Below are 15,753 nucleotides of genomic sequence, written 5' to 3' on the forward strand. Positions count from 1 at the left end.
AACGGCAATCGGTCAGCCTACCGAGGTGACCAGATGGGGGCAATGGGCGACAATGCCAGCCCGATGTCTCATCTGGTGAGACAGGCCGTCAGGCAGGGGTCAGATCCCTTTTCACGGGGTGAAAAGGGATCTGACCCCGTTCCGGAGCCGTCCCCAGCGGCGTTCGGGGGTTGACTTGACCCGCGCCCGCTGATCTGCGTACAATTCCGCTCCTGTCCGCCCTCGATGGCGGCAGCTCAGACCACAATAACTACAGAGGAAGGCCTGGTCATGTACGCAGTACTGGTCACCGGCGGTAAGCAATACCGCGTGGCGCAGGGCGAAAAGCTCCGCATTGAAAAGCTCGAAGTCGAAGTCGGCAGCGAGATCAAGTTTGACAACATCCTGATGCTGGGTGACAGCGACGGCGTGAAGCTGGGCGATGCGCTGAAGGGCGCTGCCGTCACCGCCAAGGTCCTGTCCCAGGGTCGTGCTGACAAGGTCCGGATCATCAAGTTCCGTCGCCGCAAGCACCACATGAAGCGTCAGGGTCACCGTCAGTACTACACCGAAATCGAGATCACCGGCATCGCCGGCTAAGCATCAGGAGAAGCAGTCATGGCACATAAAAAGGGCGTAGGCTCCTCGCGCAACGGTCGCGACTCCAACCCGAAGTACCTGGGCGTCAAGATCTTCGGCGGCCAGGCCATCGAAGCCGGCAACATCATCGTGCGTCAGCGCGGCACCCAGTTCCACCCGGGCACCGGCGTTGGCCTGGGCCGTGACCACACCCTGTTCGCCCTCGTGGACGGCAAGGTGGAGTTCTCGGTCAAGGGCGCCAAGAAGCGTCGCACCGTCAGCATCGTCTCGGCCGACGCCTGATCCAGGCATCGCCGGCACCCGTGCCGCGGCATGGCCGTGCTGGATGAAGAGCACGCTGCATGGAGAGCCCCGCTTCGGCGGGGCTTTTCGTTAGAGTTGAAGCAAGACCGGCTGGGCCGGGTTGCCGGCCCGCGGCCGGCATGACATTCAAGGTGGCGGCCAGCAGGTCGCGCCCATCGCAGGCATCGAAACAATGAAACTGGTAGACGAAGCAGAAATCGAAGTGTTCGCCGGCAACGGCGGCAACGGCTGCATTGGCTTCCGTCGCGAGAAGTTCATTCCGCTCGGCGGCCCGGACGGCGGCGACGGCGGTGCGGGCGGCAGCGTGTACATCCGCGCCGACGAAAACCTGAACACCCTGGTCGACTTCCGCCATGAGCGTATCTTCAAGGCGCAGCGCGGCGAGAACGGCATGGGCCGCCAGGCCTATGGCAAGGGCGGCGAAGACCTGACCATCACCGTGCCGGTCGGCACCGTGGTCATCAACGTTGCCACCGATGAAGTCATCGGCGACCTGACCCAGCACGGGGACCGCCTGCTGGTGGCCAAGGGCGGTCGCGGTGGCCTGGGCAACATGCACTTCAAGAGCTCGACCAACCGCTCGCCGCGCCAGGCGCTGCCAGGCGAGCCGGGCGAAGAGCGCACGCTGAAGCTGGAGCTGAAGCTGCTGGCCGATGTCGGCCTGCTGGGCTTCCCCAACGCCGGCAAGAGCACCCTGATCCGTGCCGTTTCGGCGGCAACGCCGAAGGTGGCCGATTACCCGTTCACCACGCTGTACCCGAACCTGGGCGTGGTGAAGGTGGAGAACCACCGCAGCTTCGTGATCGCCGACATTCCGGGCCTGATCGAAGGCGCTGCGGACGGCGCCGGCCTGGGTGCGCAGTTCCTGCGCCACCTGCAGCGCACCCGCCTGCTGCTGCACCTGGTGGACATCTCGCCGATGGAAGGCGGCGTGGAGGGCATTTCGCCGGTGGAGCAGGTGCGTGCGATTGAACGCGAGCTGGAGAAGCACGATCCGGAGCTGCTGAACAAGCCGCGCTGGCTGGTGCTGAACAAGGCTGACCTGATGTTCGAAGACGAGGCGCAGGCCGCGGCCGAGCAGATCGTCGCCGAGCTGGGCTGGAAGGAGCCGTGGTTCCTGGTTTCCGCGCTGGGCCGCGAAGGTACCTTCCCGATCATGAGCCGGATCATGGCCTTCTTCGATCGCCAGAAGGAAGACGAGCTGGAAGCCCGCAACGCGCAGTGAATGCCGTTGTGGTTCCATGCGGAAAACCCGGCTTCGGCCGGGTTTTTCATTTGGTAGTGCCGGCCGCTGGCCGGCAATCCCGGTGAACCGCAGGCAACAAAAAACCCGGCCGGGGCCGGGCTTTTGTCTGCTGCCCAACCCCGAAGGGCAGGGCGGCAACGCCGGATCAGGCGGCCTTGAGGGCCTTGATGCGGTCGTTCAGGCGGCTCTTGTGGCGAGCAGCCTTGTTCTTGTGGATCAGGCCACGCGCGCTGAAGCGATCCAGGATCGGCTGGGCAACGGCGAAGGCGGCTTCGGCGCCGGCGGCATCGTTGGCGTCCAGCGCCTTGATCACTTTCTTGACAGCGGTGCGCAGCATCGAGCGCTGAGCCACGTTGCGCGCGTTGCGCACGACGGTCTGCTTGGCGCGCTTCTTGGCGGACTTGATATTGGCCACGGTGGTGGTTTCCTGAAAAAATCGGTGTTATGGGAACAGCAAGCTAGCTAGTATGATGGCCCGAGAAATGCACGTCAAGTCGATTGTCAAGAGGGACGCTGAGTGAGTTCACCGAAGATGTTGCGGGGCCTGCTGTCGTTCAGCAGCATGACCATGGTCTCGCGGGTTCTCGGACTTGTCCGGGATCAGGTGATCACTACCACGTTCGGCACCAATGCGGTTACCGATGCGTTCTGGGTTGCCTTCAGGATACCCAATTTCCTGCGCCGGTTGTTCGCGGAGGGGTCCTTCTCCACCGCCTTCGTGCCGGTGTTCACCGAGGTGAAGGAGACCCGCAGCCACGCCGAACTGCGTGAGCTGATGTCCCGGACCGCCGGCACCCTGGGCGGGGTGCTGATGCTGGTCACCGCCCTGGCGCTGATCTTCGCGCCGCAGCTGGCGGTGGCATTCTCAAGTGGTGCTGATACCGATCCGGTCAAGCAGACCCTGCTGGTCGACCTGTTCCGCCTGACCTTCCCGTTCCTGCTGTTCGTGTCGCTGACCGCGCTGGCCGGCGGTGCGCTGAACAGCTTCCAGCGCTTCGCGATGCCGGCGCTGACCCCGGTCATCCTCAACCTGTGCATGATCGCCGGCGCGCTGTGGCTGGCGCCACGCCTGGGCGGCACGCCGGAAAAGCAGATCCTGGCGCTGGGCTGGGCGGTACTGGCGGCTGGCCTCCTGCAGCTGCTGTTCCAGCTGCCCTCGCTGAAGGGCATCAACCTGCTGACCCTGCCGCGCTGGGGCTGGAACCATCCGGGGGTGCGCAAGGTGCTGACGCTGATGGTGCCGACGCTGTTCGGTTCGTCGGTGGCGCAGATCAACCTGCTGCTGGATACCCTCATCGCGGCCAAGCTGACCGACGGCTCGCAGTCCTGGCTGTCGCTGGCCGATCGCTTCCTGGAGCTGCCGCTGGGCGTGTTCGGCGTGGCGCTGGGCACGGTGATCCTGCCGGCGCTGGCCCGCCACCATGTCAGCACCGACCGCGAGGGCTTCTCGCGCTCGCTGGACTGGGGCCTGCGCATGACCCTGCTGATCTCGGTGCCGGCGATGCTGGGCCTGGTGCTGCTGGCCGAGCCGCTGATCGCCACGCTGTTCCAGTACCGCCAGTTCACCGCGTTCGATACCCGCATGACCGCGCTGTCGGTGTATGGCCTGAGCTTCGGCCTGCCGGCGTTCGCCCTGCTCAAGGTGGTGTTGCCGGCCTTCTACGCCCGCCAGGACACCAAGACCCCGGTGCGCGCCGGTGTTGCCGCGCTGGTGGCCAACATGGTGTTCAACTTCGCCCTGCTGGCCGTGCTGTACCAGGTGATGGTGCCCGACGCGCTGAAGGCGCAGGGCGTGATGGCGGCGATCGGCAAGCAGCCGGGCCTGCACCTGGCGCTGGGCATTGCCAGTGCGCTGTCCAGTTACCTGAACCTGGGCCTGCTCTGGTACTGGCTGGGCAAGACCGACGTCTACCAGCGGCGGCCGGGCTGGGGCGGCTATCTGGTGCGGCTGGGGGTGGCCTGCGTGGCCATGGTCGGCGTGCTGCTGGCCCTGCTGCACTGGGTCCCCGACTTCACCGGCATGGACAAATGGCACCGTATCGGTGGCCTGATGCTGCTGGTCGGCGGCGGCGGCGCGACCTACGTGGTGGCCATGCTGGCGATGGGCTTCCGCCCGCGCGACCTGCGCGGGCATTGATCGCGGTCCGTGGCGGCTATACTTCAGGGTTACACCATTGAAGCGGCGGCCCCGGTCGGGCCGGAACGAGAGTTGATGAGCAGGCTGTTCAGAAGCGTCGAGGGCGGGGAGCTGTTCCCCAACGGAAGCGTGGTCTGTATCGGTGCATTCGACGGCCTCCACCTGGGCCATCGTGCGCTGGTCCGCCACGCGGTTGCCCGCGCGCGCGCCTTGGGCGTGGCCGCAGTGGCCGTGGCATTCGAGCCGCTGCCGCGTGAATTCTTCGCCCAGGGCACGCCGCCGCCGCGGCTGACCCTGGCGCGCAGCAAGGTCGAGATCCTGCGCGAGCTCGGCGTCGATGCGATCGGCCTGCTGCGTTTCGACGCGGCGATGGCGGCGATGCCGGCCGAGACCTTCGTGCGCCGGTTGCTGGTGCACCGGCTGGGCGCCCGCGAAGTGTGGATCGGGCCCGAGTTCTGCTTCGGCAACCGCCGCCGCGGTGATCTGGCACTGCTGCAGGGGATGGGCGCCGAACTCGGCTTCACCGCGGGCGAGATCGAAGCGGTGGACCTGCATGGCGAGCGCATCTCCAGCACCCGCATCCGCCAGCTGCTGCAGGAGGGCGATTTCGCCCGCGCCAACGACCTGCTCGGCCGCCCCTACGCGATCAGCGGGCGGGTGGTGCGCGGGCGCCAGCTCGGCCGTACGCTGGGCTTCCCCACCGCCAACCTGCGCTTCCCGAAGACCCCGGCACTGTCGGGCATCTACGCGACCTGGGTGCACGGCGTGTTCGACCAGCCCTGGCCTTCGGTGTCCAGCTTCGGTACGCGGCCGACGGTGGAGGGCGTGGAGCCGCTGCTGGAAGCCCACCTGTTCGATTTCCAGGGCGACCTGTACGGCCGCCACATCGACGTGGAGTTCGTCGCCAAGCTGCGCGACGAAGAGAAATTCAATGATCTGGCGGCGCTGACCGACCAGATGCACCGCGACGCCGAACAGGCGCGCGCCATCCTTTCCGAACATAGATTGCGAGCCACTGCGTGAGCCAGGACTACAAGACCACCCTGAACCTGCCAGCCACCGAATTCCCGATGCGCGGCGACCTGCCCAAGCGCGAGCCGGGCATTCTGGCGCGGTGGGAAGAGCAGGGGCTCTACCAGCAGCTGCGCGACAACGCCGCCGGCCGCCCGCTGTTCGTGCTGCATGACGGCCCGCCATACGCCAACGGCCGCATCCACCTGGGCCACGCGGTCAACAAGATCCTGAAGGACATCATCGTCAAGTCGCGCTACCTGGCCGGCTTCGATGCGCCCTACGTGCCGGGCTGGGACTGCCATGGCCTGCCGATCGAGATCGCGGTCGAGAAGAAGTGGGGCAAGGTCGGCACCAAGCTTGACGCCGTCGAATTCCGCCAGAAGTGCCGCGAGTTCGCCGAAGAGCAGATCAACATCCAGCGCGTGGACTTCAAGCGCCTGGGCGTGACCGGTGACTGGGACAACCCGTACAAGACCCTGAGCTTCGATTTCGAAGCCAACGAGATCCGCGCGCTGGCCAAGGTCGTGGCCAACGGCCACCTGGTCCGCGGCGCCAAGCCGGTGTACTGGTGCTTCGACTGTGGCTCGGCGCTGGCCGAGGCCGAGATCGAGTACCAGGAAAAGGAATCGCCGGCGATCGACGTCGCCTACGCTGCACGCGATGCGCAGGCCATCGGCCAGGCGTTCGGCGTGAGCGTGCCGGTCGACGTCGAAGTGGCCGTACCGATCTGGACCACCACGCCGTGGACGCTGCCGGCCTCGCTGGCGGTGTCGCTGGGCGCGGAGATCAACTACGTGCTGGCCGAAGGCCCGGCCCACAACGGCAAGCGCCGCTGGCTGGTGCTGGCCGCGGCCCTGGCCGAGCGCGCGCTGCAGCGCTATGGCGTGGACGAAGTGGTGCTGCACGGTGAAACCACCGGCGCTGCGCTGGAAAACCAGCTGCTGGCGCATCCGTTCTACCCGGAGCGCGAGATCCTGGTGCTCAATGGCGACCACGTCTCCGACGAGGACGGTACCGGTGCGGTGCACACCGCCCCCGGCCACGGCCAGGAAGACTTCGTGGTCAGCCAGAAGTACGGCCTGCTGGACAAGTACAACGCTGGCCAGGTCACTCCGATCGACGGCCGCGGCGTGTACCTGGAATCGACCCCGCCGGCCGGTGACGTGGTGCTGGCTGGCCAGCACCTGTGGAAGGCGCAGGAGGCCATCGTCGGCGTGCTGCGCGACAACGGTTCGCTGCTGGCGTTCCATCCGATCCGCCACAGCTACCCGCACTGCTGGCGCCACAAGACGCCGGTGGTGTTCCGCGCCACCCCGCAGTGGTTCATCTCGATGGACAAGGCCAACCTGCGCAACGATGCGCTGGCCGCCATCGACACCGTCGGCTGGTTCCCGACCTGGGGCAAGGCGCGCATCCAGAGCATGGTCGACGGTCGCCCGGACTGGACCATCTCGCGCCAGCGCACCTGGGGCGTGCCGATCGCACTGTTCACCCACCGCCAGACCGGCGAGATCCATCCGCGTTCGGTGGAGCTGATGCAGCAGGTCGCCGACCGCGTCGAAGCCGAGGGCATCGACGTGTGGTATTCGCTGGACGCCGCCGAACTGCTCGGTGCCGACGCGGCCGACTACGAGAAGGTCACCGACATCCTCGACGTCTGGTTCGATTCGGGCGTGACCCATGAAGGCGTTCTCGCCGCGCGTGGCTTCGGCAAGCCGGCCGACCTGTACCTGGAAGGGTCCGACCAGCACCGCGGCTGGTTCCAGTCCTCGCTGCTGACCGGCGTGGCGATCGACAAGCGCGCCCCGTACAAGCAGTGCCTGACCCACGGCTTCACCGTGGACGAGCACGGCCGCAAGATGTCCAAGTCGCTGGGCAATGGCATCGAGCCGCAGGACATCATGAACAAGCTGGGCGCGGACATCCTGCGCCTGTGGATCGCCTCGGCCGACTACAGCAACGAGATGTCGCTGTCGCAGGAGATCCTCAAGCGCAACGCCGACGCCTACCGTCGCCTGCGCAACACCGCACGCTTCCTGCTCGGCAACCTGGACGGTTTCGACCCGGCGCAGCACCTGCAACCGCTCGAGCAGATGGTCGCGCTGGACCGCTGGATCGTGCATCGCGCGTGGGAGCTGCAGGAGAAGATCAAGGCAGCCTACGACGGCTACAACATGGCCGAGATCGTGCAGCTGCTGCTGAACTTCTGCAGCGTGGACCTGGGCTCGCTGTACCTGGACGTGACCAAGGACCGGCTGTACACCATGCCGACCGATTCGCACGGTCGCCGTTCGGCCCAGAGCGCGATGTACCACATCGCCGAAGCGTTCACCCGCTGGGTGGCGCCGATCCTGACCTTCACCGCCGACGAGCTGTGGGGCTACCTGCCGGGCGAACGCGCCGGCCACGTGCTGTTCACCACCTGGTACGACGGCCTGGCGCCGTTGCCGGCCGATGCCCAGCTCAATGCCGCCGACTTCGACCAGCTGCTGGCCGTGCGCGAGCAGGTGGCCAAGGTGCTCGAGCCGATGCGCGCCAACGGTGCGATCGGTGCGGCGCTGGAAGCGGAGATCACCATCGCCGCCAGCGAAGAACAGGCCGCGCGCTGGCAGCCGCTGGCCGATGAACTGCGCTTCCTGTTCATCAGTGGCGACGTGCAGGTGCGCCCGGCGACCACCGACGAGGTGTTCGTCAGCGCCCAGCCGACCACCAAGGCCAAGTGCGTGCGCTGCTGGCACCACCGCGCCGACGTCGGCAGCAACGCCGACCATCCCGAGCTGTGCGGCCGTTGCGTGAGCAACGTGACCGGCGCCGGCGAAGTGCGGAGTTGGTTCTGATGGCCGCGCCCCGTCCGCATCCGAACGCCCTGGTCTGGCTGCTGCTGTCGGTGGCCATCATCGGCCTGGACCAGTGGTCCAAGGCCTGGGTGCTGTCCAGCCTGCCGGAGTTCCAGCCGGTGGTGGTCATCGACGGCTTCTGGAACTGGTACCGCACCTACAACACCGGCGCGGCATTCAGTTTCCTGAGCGACGCCGGTGGCTGGCAGAAGTACTTCTTCACCGCGCTGGCGATCGCCATCAGCGGGCTGATGGCGTGGTGGCTGCGCGGCACCGCCCGCGGCAACTGGAAGGCCGCGGTGCCGTATGCGCTGATCATCGGTGGCGCCATCGGCAACGTGATCGACCGCCAGGTGCACGGCCACGTGGTCGACTTCATCCAGTGGTATGTGGGCAGCTACACCTGGCCCTCGTTCAACATCGCCGACTCGGCCATCGTGGTGGGTGCCGTCGGCATCGCGCTGTTTGGCCTGTTCGACGGCAAGTCCGCCAAAAAGGCGGATAATGCCAACCCGAAACCGTAAGCCGGCTGCCGCCGGGAGACTGAACTGATGGATGTGCTGCTCGCCAACCCGCGTGGTTTCTGTGCCGGTGTCGATCGTGCGATCGAGATCGTCAAGCGCGCGATCGAAACGCTGGGCGCGCCCATCTATGTCCGCCATGAAGTGGTGCACAACCGCTTCGTGGTCGACGACCTGAAGCAGCGCGGCGCGATCTTCGTCGAGGAACTCGACGAAGTGCCGGACAACAACACCGTGATCTTCAGCGCGCATGGCGTGTCCCAAGCCGTGCGCCAGGAAGCCGAGCGCCGTGGCCTGAAGGTGTTCGACGCCACCTGCCCGCTGGTGACCAAGGTCCACTTCGAGGTCGCCCGCCACTGCCGTGCCGGCCGTGACGTGGTGCTGATCGGCCACGCCGGTCACCCGGAAGTGGAGGGCACCATGGGCCAGTGGAACCGCGAAGCCGGGACCGGGCAGATCTACCTGGTCGAGGACGTGGAGCAGGTCGCCACGCTGCAGATCAACCAGCCGGAAAACTTCGCCTACACCACCCAGACCACGCTGTCGGTGGATGACACGCGCGGCATCATCGATGCGCTGCGCGAGCGTTTTCCGGCGATGCAGGGCCCGAAGAACGACGACATCTGCTACGCCACGCAGAACCGCCAGGATGCCGTGCGCGACCTGGCCAAGCGCTGCGACCTGGTGCTGGTGGTCGGTTCGCCGAACAGCTCCAACTCCAACCGTCTGAGCGAGCTGGCCCGCCGCGAAGGCGTGGAATCGTACCTGATCGATGGTGCGCACGAGATCGACCCGGCATGGGTGGCAGGCAAGCAGCACATCGGCGTGACCGCCGGCGCCTCGGCGCCGCAGGTGCTGGTCGATGGCGTGCTGGCGCGTCTGGCCGAGCTGGGCGCCACCGGCGTGGGCGAGCTGGACGGCGAACCGGAATCGATGGTGTTCGCGCTGCCGAAGGAACTGCGCCTGCGCCTGGTCGACTGACCGGGCCTGACTCTGGTGGGTGCGAACCTTGGTTCGCACTGCGCAATGCGCCTGCATGCGCATCATCCGCTCCATATCTGGATGGATGCTACAACCATGGCCTTTGGTGACGGTGCTGCGCCTGCTACTGGTCTGGCAGCGGGGCCTCTCTCATGGCTGGAACTTGTCTGATGATGAAGACCCGTGCTCTCGCGCCGCTCATGGCTTGTTTAACAGGGTGATCATTTTGACGTGAATGTGACGCACTGTGATGAGCGGTCGTATCGCCTGTATGACCCTGGAACCTCTCTGCGAGCATTCAGCGTTGTGGTCTCACGCCCCTAGCCCTTGCCCCTTGGTGCCGGAAAGTTCGAAGACCTTCTCGTTTCAGGTGTGATCGGTTGCAGGTAGCGGAGTCTTTAGGAGTTTTCCTATAGAGAGAAAAGATCCTTAGCGCCAGGATTTGAGCCGGATCGCTGGGATCCGGGGAATGGGGCTGGAATATGGTATGGAAATACCTGATTTTGATCTTTTCACTTATTTGTCCCGTCTACGCGAAGGCGCAAACTTATCCTGTAACTGGTTTGGGCCAATGCGTAGACTTCATCTCCGCTGCATCCACAACACTTACCTCGCAGATCCAGGCTCATTCGGGCGTCAGGGCATATGGTCTCCCTCCCAGCTATGACCCGCTTACGGCGAAAATACTGGTTCCGCCGTACTCTTGTGATAGCTTTGATCTGCCCGGGCTCTACAAGACCGTAGGCTATCTCAGTCATGAGCTTGGTCATCACGTGGCTGGTGTTCCCAATATTGATGCTCCGATTACCAAGGCGCAGTACGTTGAAAGAAATTGTGTGTGGGAGGCCAAGGCCGTTGTCAATAACGCGGTCGTGAGTGATCAGATTCGAGGATTTTCGGAAGGAACCGTTGAGATTCCGCTGATTTCCGAGAATTCCGCTACGCTTTGGGGCATGTGGTCAAGTGGTGCTTCGCTTGTGGATATTGGCAAGGCATTCTGTGACAACAACCATGTCGCATCGGGGAAAACCTATACCAAGCAGCATGAGGACTACTACGATGCCAACTATCCTTGGTGAATTCGTGAGAGTGCCCCTGAAAGCACTACTCATCTTGTCTGCGGTCATTCCCCTCGCAGCGGTTGCGGTGACACCTCCTTCTCAAATGTGGAGTGCCGCCTCAAGGGACTCCCAACTGGCAGCACTGGATTACATCGAGAGGCTGGAGGTGGTGCGAAGTGCTGGGCCGCAGGCCGCCGCTGATGCATTGGGTATTGAGAATGGCTTCCGCGCGAACTCCGCTTCGGCTTCCGGCATCGCCCGCAATTTCGGCGATATCGCGCTTCTGCCCCAACTTGAACAGCGATCCGGCCAGGTAACGATCGTCGTGAAGGCGTCGGGCGGATGCATCGAGCGGGATGTTGCCAAGGCTAGACTGCTCCTCGGAAAAATCGTATGGGCGCCGTTGGCCGATTCCCCCGCGCCGGTGTTTGGTTATGCACACTTCCAGGGCGGCTCCGCATCGACAGTGTTTTTCGATGCGACCGGCTCCAAGTGCTTGACCGGTGTGAGGATCGAAGATCCGACGAGATTGAAGGGGGCCATTGAGGCGGCTTACAAAGAAGGCGCATCAAACTAGACTTCCCTTCCGGGCGGCTTGCCAGGCCGGCGATCGGTCTGGCAAGCACGTTCCCTCATGGATTTGCGTAGACAGTTCTCTCGCCCCATGACCTTTGGCCATGGGGCAGGGCACGGCACAGGCCTAGCATCGGAAGATTCTCCGTTGTTGGAAGTTGCCCGATGAAGACCCGAGCCCTGGCGATGTCGTTGCTGTTCGCGCTGGCGGCCACGCCTGCACTTGCGCAGACCTCGCCACCGGCCAACGCGGCAGCCCCAGGACTGCTGCGCATCGATGTGGACGCGCGCGATCTGGCCCGGCGCATCTTCAAGGTGACCGCCACCGTGCCGGCCAAGCCCGGCCCGATGACCCTGCTGTACCCGCAGTGGATTCCCGGCAACCATTCGCCCACCGGCCCGATCGACAAGCTGGCCGGCCTGCGCGTGACCGCCAACGGCAAGCCGCTGGCCTGGCAGCGCGATCAGTACAACGTCTATGCGTTCAAGGTGAACGTGCCCGAGGGCGCCAGCGAGATCGTCGCCCACTTCGATTTCCTGTCCTCGCAGGGTGGCAGCCAGGGCCGGGTGGTGATGACCCCGGAGATGCTCAACCTGCAGTGGAACGCCAACTCGCTGTATCCGGCCGGCATCGACGCGCGCCAGCTGCAGGCGCAGGCCAGCGTTACCCTGCCCAAGGGCTGGTCGTTCGCCACTGCATTGGAGACCGCGCGCCGCGACGGTGACACCGTGGTGTTCAAGCCGATCTCCTATGACCATCTGGTCGATTCGCCCTTGTTTGCCGGCGAGCACTACCAGCGCATCGATCTCGATCCGGGCGCGAAGGTGCCGGTGCACCTCAACGTGTTTGCCGACGACGCCAAATCGCTGAAGCCGAGCGAGGCGCAGATCACCATGCACCGCGCGCTGGTGCAGCAGGCCGACAAGCTCTACGGCGCGCGGCACTACAACCACTATGAGTTCCTGCTGGCATTGACCGACCGCCTCGGTGGCATCGGCCTGGAGCATCACCGTTCCAGCGAGAACAGCGCCGACCCGGGCTACTTCACCGAGTGGGACAACAACGCGTGGATGCGCGATCTGCTGCCGCACGAGTACACCCATTCCTGGAATGGCAAGTACCGTCGCGGCGCCGATCTGGCCACCGCCAACTTCAACACGCCGATGGGCGATAGTCTGCTGTGGGTCTACGAAGGCCAGACCCAGTTCTGGGGCCAGGTGCTGGCGGCGCGTTCAGGGCTGTGGTCGACCGCGCAGGCGCGCGACATGCTGGCCAACGTGGCCGCGACCTATGACCGTGGTCGCCCGGGCCTGGCCTGGCGGCCGCTGCAGGACACCACCAATGACCCGACCATCGCGCAGCGCCGCACGCTGCCTTACCGCAACTATCAGATGAGCGAGGACTACTACTCCGGCGGCCAGATGCTGTGGCTGGAAGTGGAGGGCAAGCTGCGCGAACTGAGCGGCAACCGGCGTAGCCTGGATGACTTCGCACGTGCGTTCTTCGGCGTCGGCAACGGCGACTGGGACGTCAACCCGTACACCTTCAACGACGTGGTCGCGACCTTGAACGGCATAGCGCCGTATGACTGGGCGACGTTCCTGCGCGGGCGCCTGGACGGCCACGGCTCGTTGACCGGCGGCCTGGAACTGGCGGGCTGGAAGCTGGTCTACCGCGATACGCCGAACGATGCCTACAAGGCGCAGGAAAAACGCGCCAAGGCGGCGCTGCTGGCGTACTCGCTGGGTGCGACCGTGCTCGACAGCGGCGTGGTCGGCGACGTGATCTGGGACAGCCCGGCGTTCAATGCCGGCCTGGCGCCGGGCATGAAGGTGATTGCCGTTGGCGGGCGCGAGTACAGCAGCCAGCGCTTGAAGGATGCGGTAGCTGCGGCGGCGAAGGACAAGGCGCCGATCGTGCTGCTAGTGAAGCAGTTCGACCGCATCGAAACGATGAACATCGCCTACCACGGTGGCCTGCAGTACCCGGTGCTGGAGCGTATCGCCGGCAAGCCTGACCGCCTTGCGGACCTGTGGAAGGCACGATGAAACCGCGCGCCCGCGATGGCGTGATCCTGTTGATGGCGATCCTCGCCATCCTCGGTGCGTTCCTGCACGGTGACGGGCGCTGGCTGCATTGGTTGGCCAAGCCGACCACCACGCTGCTGATCGCTGCCATCGCCTGGCGGGTGCGCGATCCCGCGCAGCCGTTCTACCGCCGCGCGGTGCTGGCTGGCATGCTGCTGTCGTGCGTGGGGGATATCGCGCTGATGTTGCCGGTGGATGCGTTCGTGCCGGGGCTGGTCGCGTTCCTGCTGGTGCACCTCTGCTACATCGTCGCCTTCCGCGATGGCCTGCGTGCCGGACGTGGCCTGCTTGCCGCCAGCGTCCTGCTCGGCGCGTTCGCTGTACTCAACGTGCTTGGCCTGTGGCCGCACCTGCCCGCACCCATGCGCATTCCGGTGCTGGCATACGTGGTGGTGCTGGCATCGATGGCGGTCCTGGCGCTCGCACGCCAGTGGCGCAGCCCCAAGCCCGATGCTGTGGATGCCAGCAGCTCCCGCTGGGCGGCCGCCGGTGCGCTGCTGTTCGTCGCCAGCGACTCGCTGCTGGCCTGGGACCGCTTCGCCGGCGGCCTGCCACTGGCCAGCCTGCTGGTGCTGTCCACCTACTACGGCGCGCAGTACGCCATCGCCCGCTCCGTGAAACAGCAAAAAGGGGACGGAGGGGATTAAGTCGCAGACGGCACCAAGGCACAAACGACTTAATCCCCTCCGTCCCCTTTTTTGCGTTGACTATCGGAGGCTGGCGTTGCCGGAACGGCCCTCTGCGTCGAAAGAGAGGCGTGCGGACTGGCGATCACCGGCGACCTCGTCCGGCAGCCAGACCAGAGTGCCACCCTTGCGCACGATCACATAGACGTGGCCGACTTCACCGGGAGTGCCCATCAATGCGTTGCGCTGTGCCTGCAGTGCCTGGGCTACGCGCGGCACCGCCTCGAAATCGATGTTGGCCAGCGCCGTGCTGCTGCGGCGCAGGGTGATGGTGGGCGCGAAGCGCTGCGGATTGACCGGGTCGCCCTTGCGCCACTGGCCGCGTTCGAAGTGGTAGCTGTCCACGCGTGACGGCTGCTGAGGATCCACCAGGTCCAGATTGATCCGGCCATCGTCGTAGAAGTGGATGCTGTGGAATACCGTCAGCCGGTGCCCGGCCAGCGCAGGCATCTGTTCCAGTGCCTGGCGGGCGGCCAGCAGGTAGTCCGCATCGAACAACCGGTTGTTGCGTTCGGGCACCGGCGGCAACCGCGGCTCGGTCATCGGCGCGAGCGAAGCGGGCCTCTCGCGCGCTGGCGGCATGGCGATCGGCGCGCTTGCGCTGTTGGCCTGCACCGAATGGCCCAGTGTTTCGCCCAGCGTCTGCAGGGCTCCGCCAGCCACGGCGACGCCGGCCAGCACCAGCAACACCACGGAGAACACCAGCCGGGTCGAGGGCGGCTGCTTCATACACCCTCCAGGCGAACGTTGCGGCGATCTTCCGGGTCGTACAACAGCGTGACCCGCTCGTGCGGAAGATTGGCCAGCTCGATCAACGGGATGAAGCGGCGCACGCTCACCTGCTGCACGCCACCTTCGCGGTCGATGTATTCCAGCTGGAACTCCACCTGCGGCTGCTCGTTGAGATAGGTGCCGGTCTGGCGCAGCTTCAGCACCTTCGCATCCACGCCGATGCCGCGATACTTCAGCGCGTCACCGCGGGCGTCGGCCTGCAGCAGCCGGCCGAGCAGGCGCAGGCCCAGCGCGTAGCCGCACAACACCAGCGGGCACACCAGCAGCGGATGACCGAGCGACAGGAAGGTCCAGCCCAGTCCCTCACTCTGCAGCCGATAGGCGGCCACATAGGCACTGGCCACCGCCACGATGCCGATCGCTGCGCCGACACCACGACGCCAGAGGCTGGCGACATCCAGTTCAGGCTGGGCACCCTCCAGCACCACGTTGGGGAACGCGCCCGGCATCCGGCTCAGGCGTACCTCGATACGCTTGCCGGCCACGAAACGCTGCAGCTGCGGCTTGCTGTCCACCACCAGCATCTGTTCGTTGATGGGCGTGCCGGACAGGTTCTGGAAGCCCAGTTGCAGCTTCCACTGCGCGAAGCCGCGCACGTGCACGCCGGTCTGCTCGGCCTGTTCGATCAACGCGTCGCGCGGCTCACCGCCGGCCAGGATGGTGCGCACCCGATGCAGCGCGCGCGGCGGGCCCAGCAGCAGGTAGTGCAGGAAGGCGAGCAGCAGGGCCAGCCACAGGATCACCGACAGCGCGAGCAGCAGCAGGGCCAGCCAGGGTGCGCTGCGGTCGGCCAGTTGCACCGGCCACGACGTGCCGACATAGAGGATGCAGGGGAAGGGCAACGCGAAGAACAGCAGGAACGCGCCCCAGAACCAGAGATAGGCCTTCATGGGGTGGTGGGGAACCGATGGAACAGGGCGCGTAGGGTACTACGC

Annotated in this window: 15 protein-coding genes; 12 read left to right on the forward strand and 3 right to left on the reverse strand. The window is 65.5% G+C overall.

Translation table 11 applies throughout. The features are described 5' to 3' along the window. Nucleotides 1-270 precede the first annotated feature (270 nt). From rplU to cgtA, 3 genes are all read left to right on the forward strand, one after another. Complete coding sequence (gene rplU / locus VG556_RS05070; protein WP_005408557.1) at nt 271-579, forward strand: 50S ribosomal protein L21; 309 nt, start codon at nt 271-273, stop codon at nt 577-579. An 18-nt stretch (nt 580-597) separates the two neighbouring features. Next, nucleotides 598-861, forward strand: a complete 264-nt coding sequence (gene rpmA, locus VG556_RS05075; RefSeq protein WP_005408558.1) for a 50S ribosomal protein L27 — start codon at nt 598-600, stop codon at nt 859-861. A gap of 193 nt (nt 862-1,054) precedes the next feature. Then, nucleotides 1,055-2,107 (forward strand): Obg family GTPase CgtA, encoded by a 1,053-nt coding sequence (gene cgtA / locus VG556_RS05080; protein ID WP_014646373.1) that lies wholly within the window; start codon nt 1,055-1,057, stop codon nt 2,105-2,107. 166 nt (nt 2,108-2,273) lie between these two features. On the opposite strand, the gene rpsT is transcribed toward cgtA, so the two are convergent. Beyond that, on the reverse strand, nt 2,274-2,543 hold the full coding sequence (rpsT, locus tag VG556_RS05085; protein WP_005408560.1) for a 30S ribosomal protein S20: 270 nt from the start codon (nt 2,541-2,543) through the stop codon (nt 2,274-2,276). 117 nt (nt 2,544-2,660) lie between these two features. Between rpsT and murJ the strand changes: the two genes are divergently transcribed. From murJ to VG556_RS05130, 9 genes are all read left to right on the forward strand, one after another. Beyond that, a complete protein-coding gene (gene murJ, locus VG556_RS05090) occupies nt 2,661-4,265 on the forward strand; it encodes a murein biosynthesis integral membrane protein MurJ (RefSeq protein ID WP_014646374.1) in 1,605 nt (534 codons plus the stop codon). A 75-nt stretch (nt 4,266-4,340) separates the two neighbouring features. After that, a complete protein-coding gene (locus tag VG556_RS05095; RefSeq protein ID WP_049404434.1) occupies nt 4,341-5,288 on the forward strand; it encodes a bifunctional riboflavin kinase/FAD synthetase in 948 nt (315 codons plus the stop codon). Next, on the forward strand, nt 5,285-8,116 hold the full coding sequence (gene ileS, locus VG556_RS05100; RefSeq protein WP_100449617.1) for an isoleucine--tRNA ligase: 2,832 nt from the start codon (nt 5,285-5,287) through the stop codon (nt 8,114-8,116). The genes VG556_RS05095 and ileS overlap by 4 nt, the downstream gene beginning before the upstream one ends. Beyond that, nucleotides 8,116-8,640 carry a signal peptidase II gene (gene lspA / locus VG556_RS05105; RefSeq protein ID WP_032956391.1) on the forward strand — a complete coding sequence of 175 codons (525 nt, stop codon included), beginning with the start codon at nt 8,116-8,118 and terminating at the stop codon, nt 8,638-8,640. The genes ileS and lspA overlap by 1 nt, the downstream gene beginning before the upstream one ends. Nucleotides 8,641-8,667: 27 nt before the next feature. Then, on the forward strand, nt 8,668-9,618 hold the full coding sequence (gene ispH / locus VG556_RS05110; RefSeq protein WP_005408565.1) for a 4-hydroxy-3-methylbut-2-enyl diphosphate reductase: 951 nt from the start codon (nt 8,668-8,670) through the stop codon (nt 9,616-9,618). Nucleotides 9,619-10,100: 482 nt separating this feature from the next. Beyond that, complete coding sequence (locus tag VG556_RS05115; protein ID WP_126411839.1) at nt 10,101-10,697, forward strand: hypothetical protein; 597 nt, start codon at nt 10,101-10,103, stop codon at nt 10,695-10,697. Next, nucleotides 10,678-11,256, forward strand: a complete 579-nt coding sequence (locus VG556_RS05120) for a hypothetical protein (protein WP_046429524.1) — start codon at nt 10,678-10,680, stop codon at nt 11,254-11,256. Before VG556_RS05115 ends, VG556_RS05120 begins: the two co-directional genes overlap by 20 nt. Before the next feature lie 161 nt (nt 11,257-11,417). Further along, nucleotides 11,418-13,301 (forward strand): M61 family metallopeptidase, encoded by a 1,884-nt coding sequence (locus tag VG556_RS05125; RefSeq protein ID WP_014646379.1) that lies wholly within the window; start codon nt 11,418-11,420, stop codon nt 13,299-13,301. Further along, entirely contained in the window at nt 13,298-13,987 is a 690-nt protein-coding gene (locus VG556_RS05130; protein ID WP_100449618.1) for a lysoplasmalogenase, read from the forward strand. The genes VG556_RS05125 and VG556_RS05130 overlap by 4 nt, the downstream gene beginning before the upstream one ends. Nucleotides 13,988-14,047: 60 nt before the next feature. Here VG556_RS05130 and VG556_RS05135 read toward each other — a convergent pair whose 3' ends face one another. Beyond that, nucleotides 14,048-14,755 carry a hypothetical protein gene (locus tag VG556_RS05135; RefSeq protein WP_100449619.1) on the reverse strand — a complete coding sequence of 236 codons (708 nt, stop codon included), beginning with the start codon at nt 14,753-14,755 and terminating at the stop codon, nt 14,048-14,050. Then, nucleotides 14,752-15,708, reverse strand: a complete 957-nt coding sequence (locus VG556_RS05140; RefSeq protein ID WP_100449620.1) for a hypothetical protein — start codon at nt 15,706-15,708, stop codon at nt 14,752-14,754. The genes VG556_RS05135 and VG556_RS05140 overlap by 4 nt, the downstream gene beginning before the upstream one ends. Nucleotides 15,709-15,753 lie beyond the last annotated feature (45 nt).

Origin of the sequence: Stenotrophomonas sp. CASM106 (genome assembly GCF_049384825.1) — a bacterium.
Lineage (GTDB): Bacteria > Pseudomonadota > Gammaproteobacteria > Xanthomonadales > Xanthomonadaceae > Stenotrophomonas > Stenotrophomonas muris.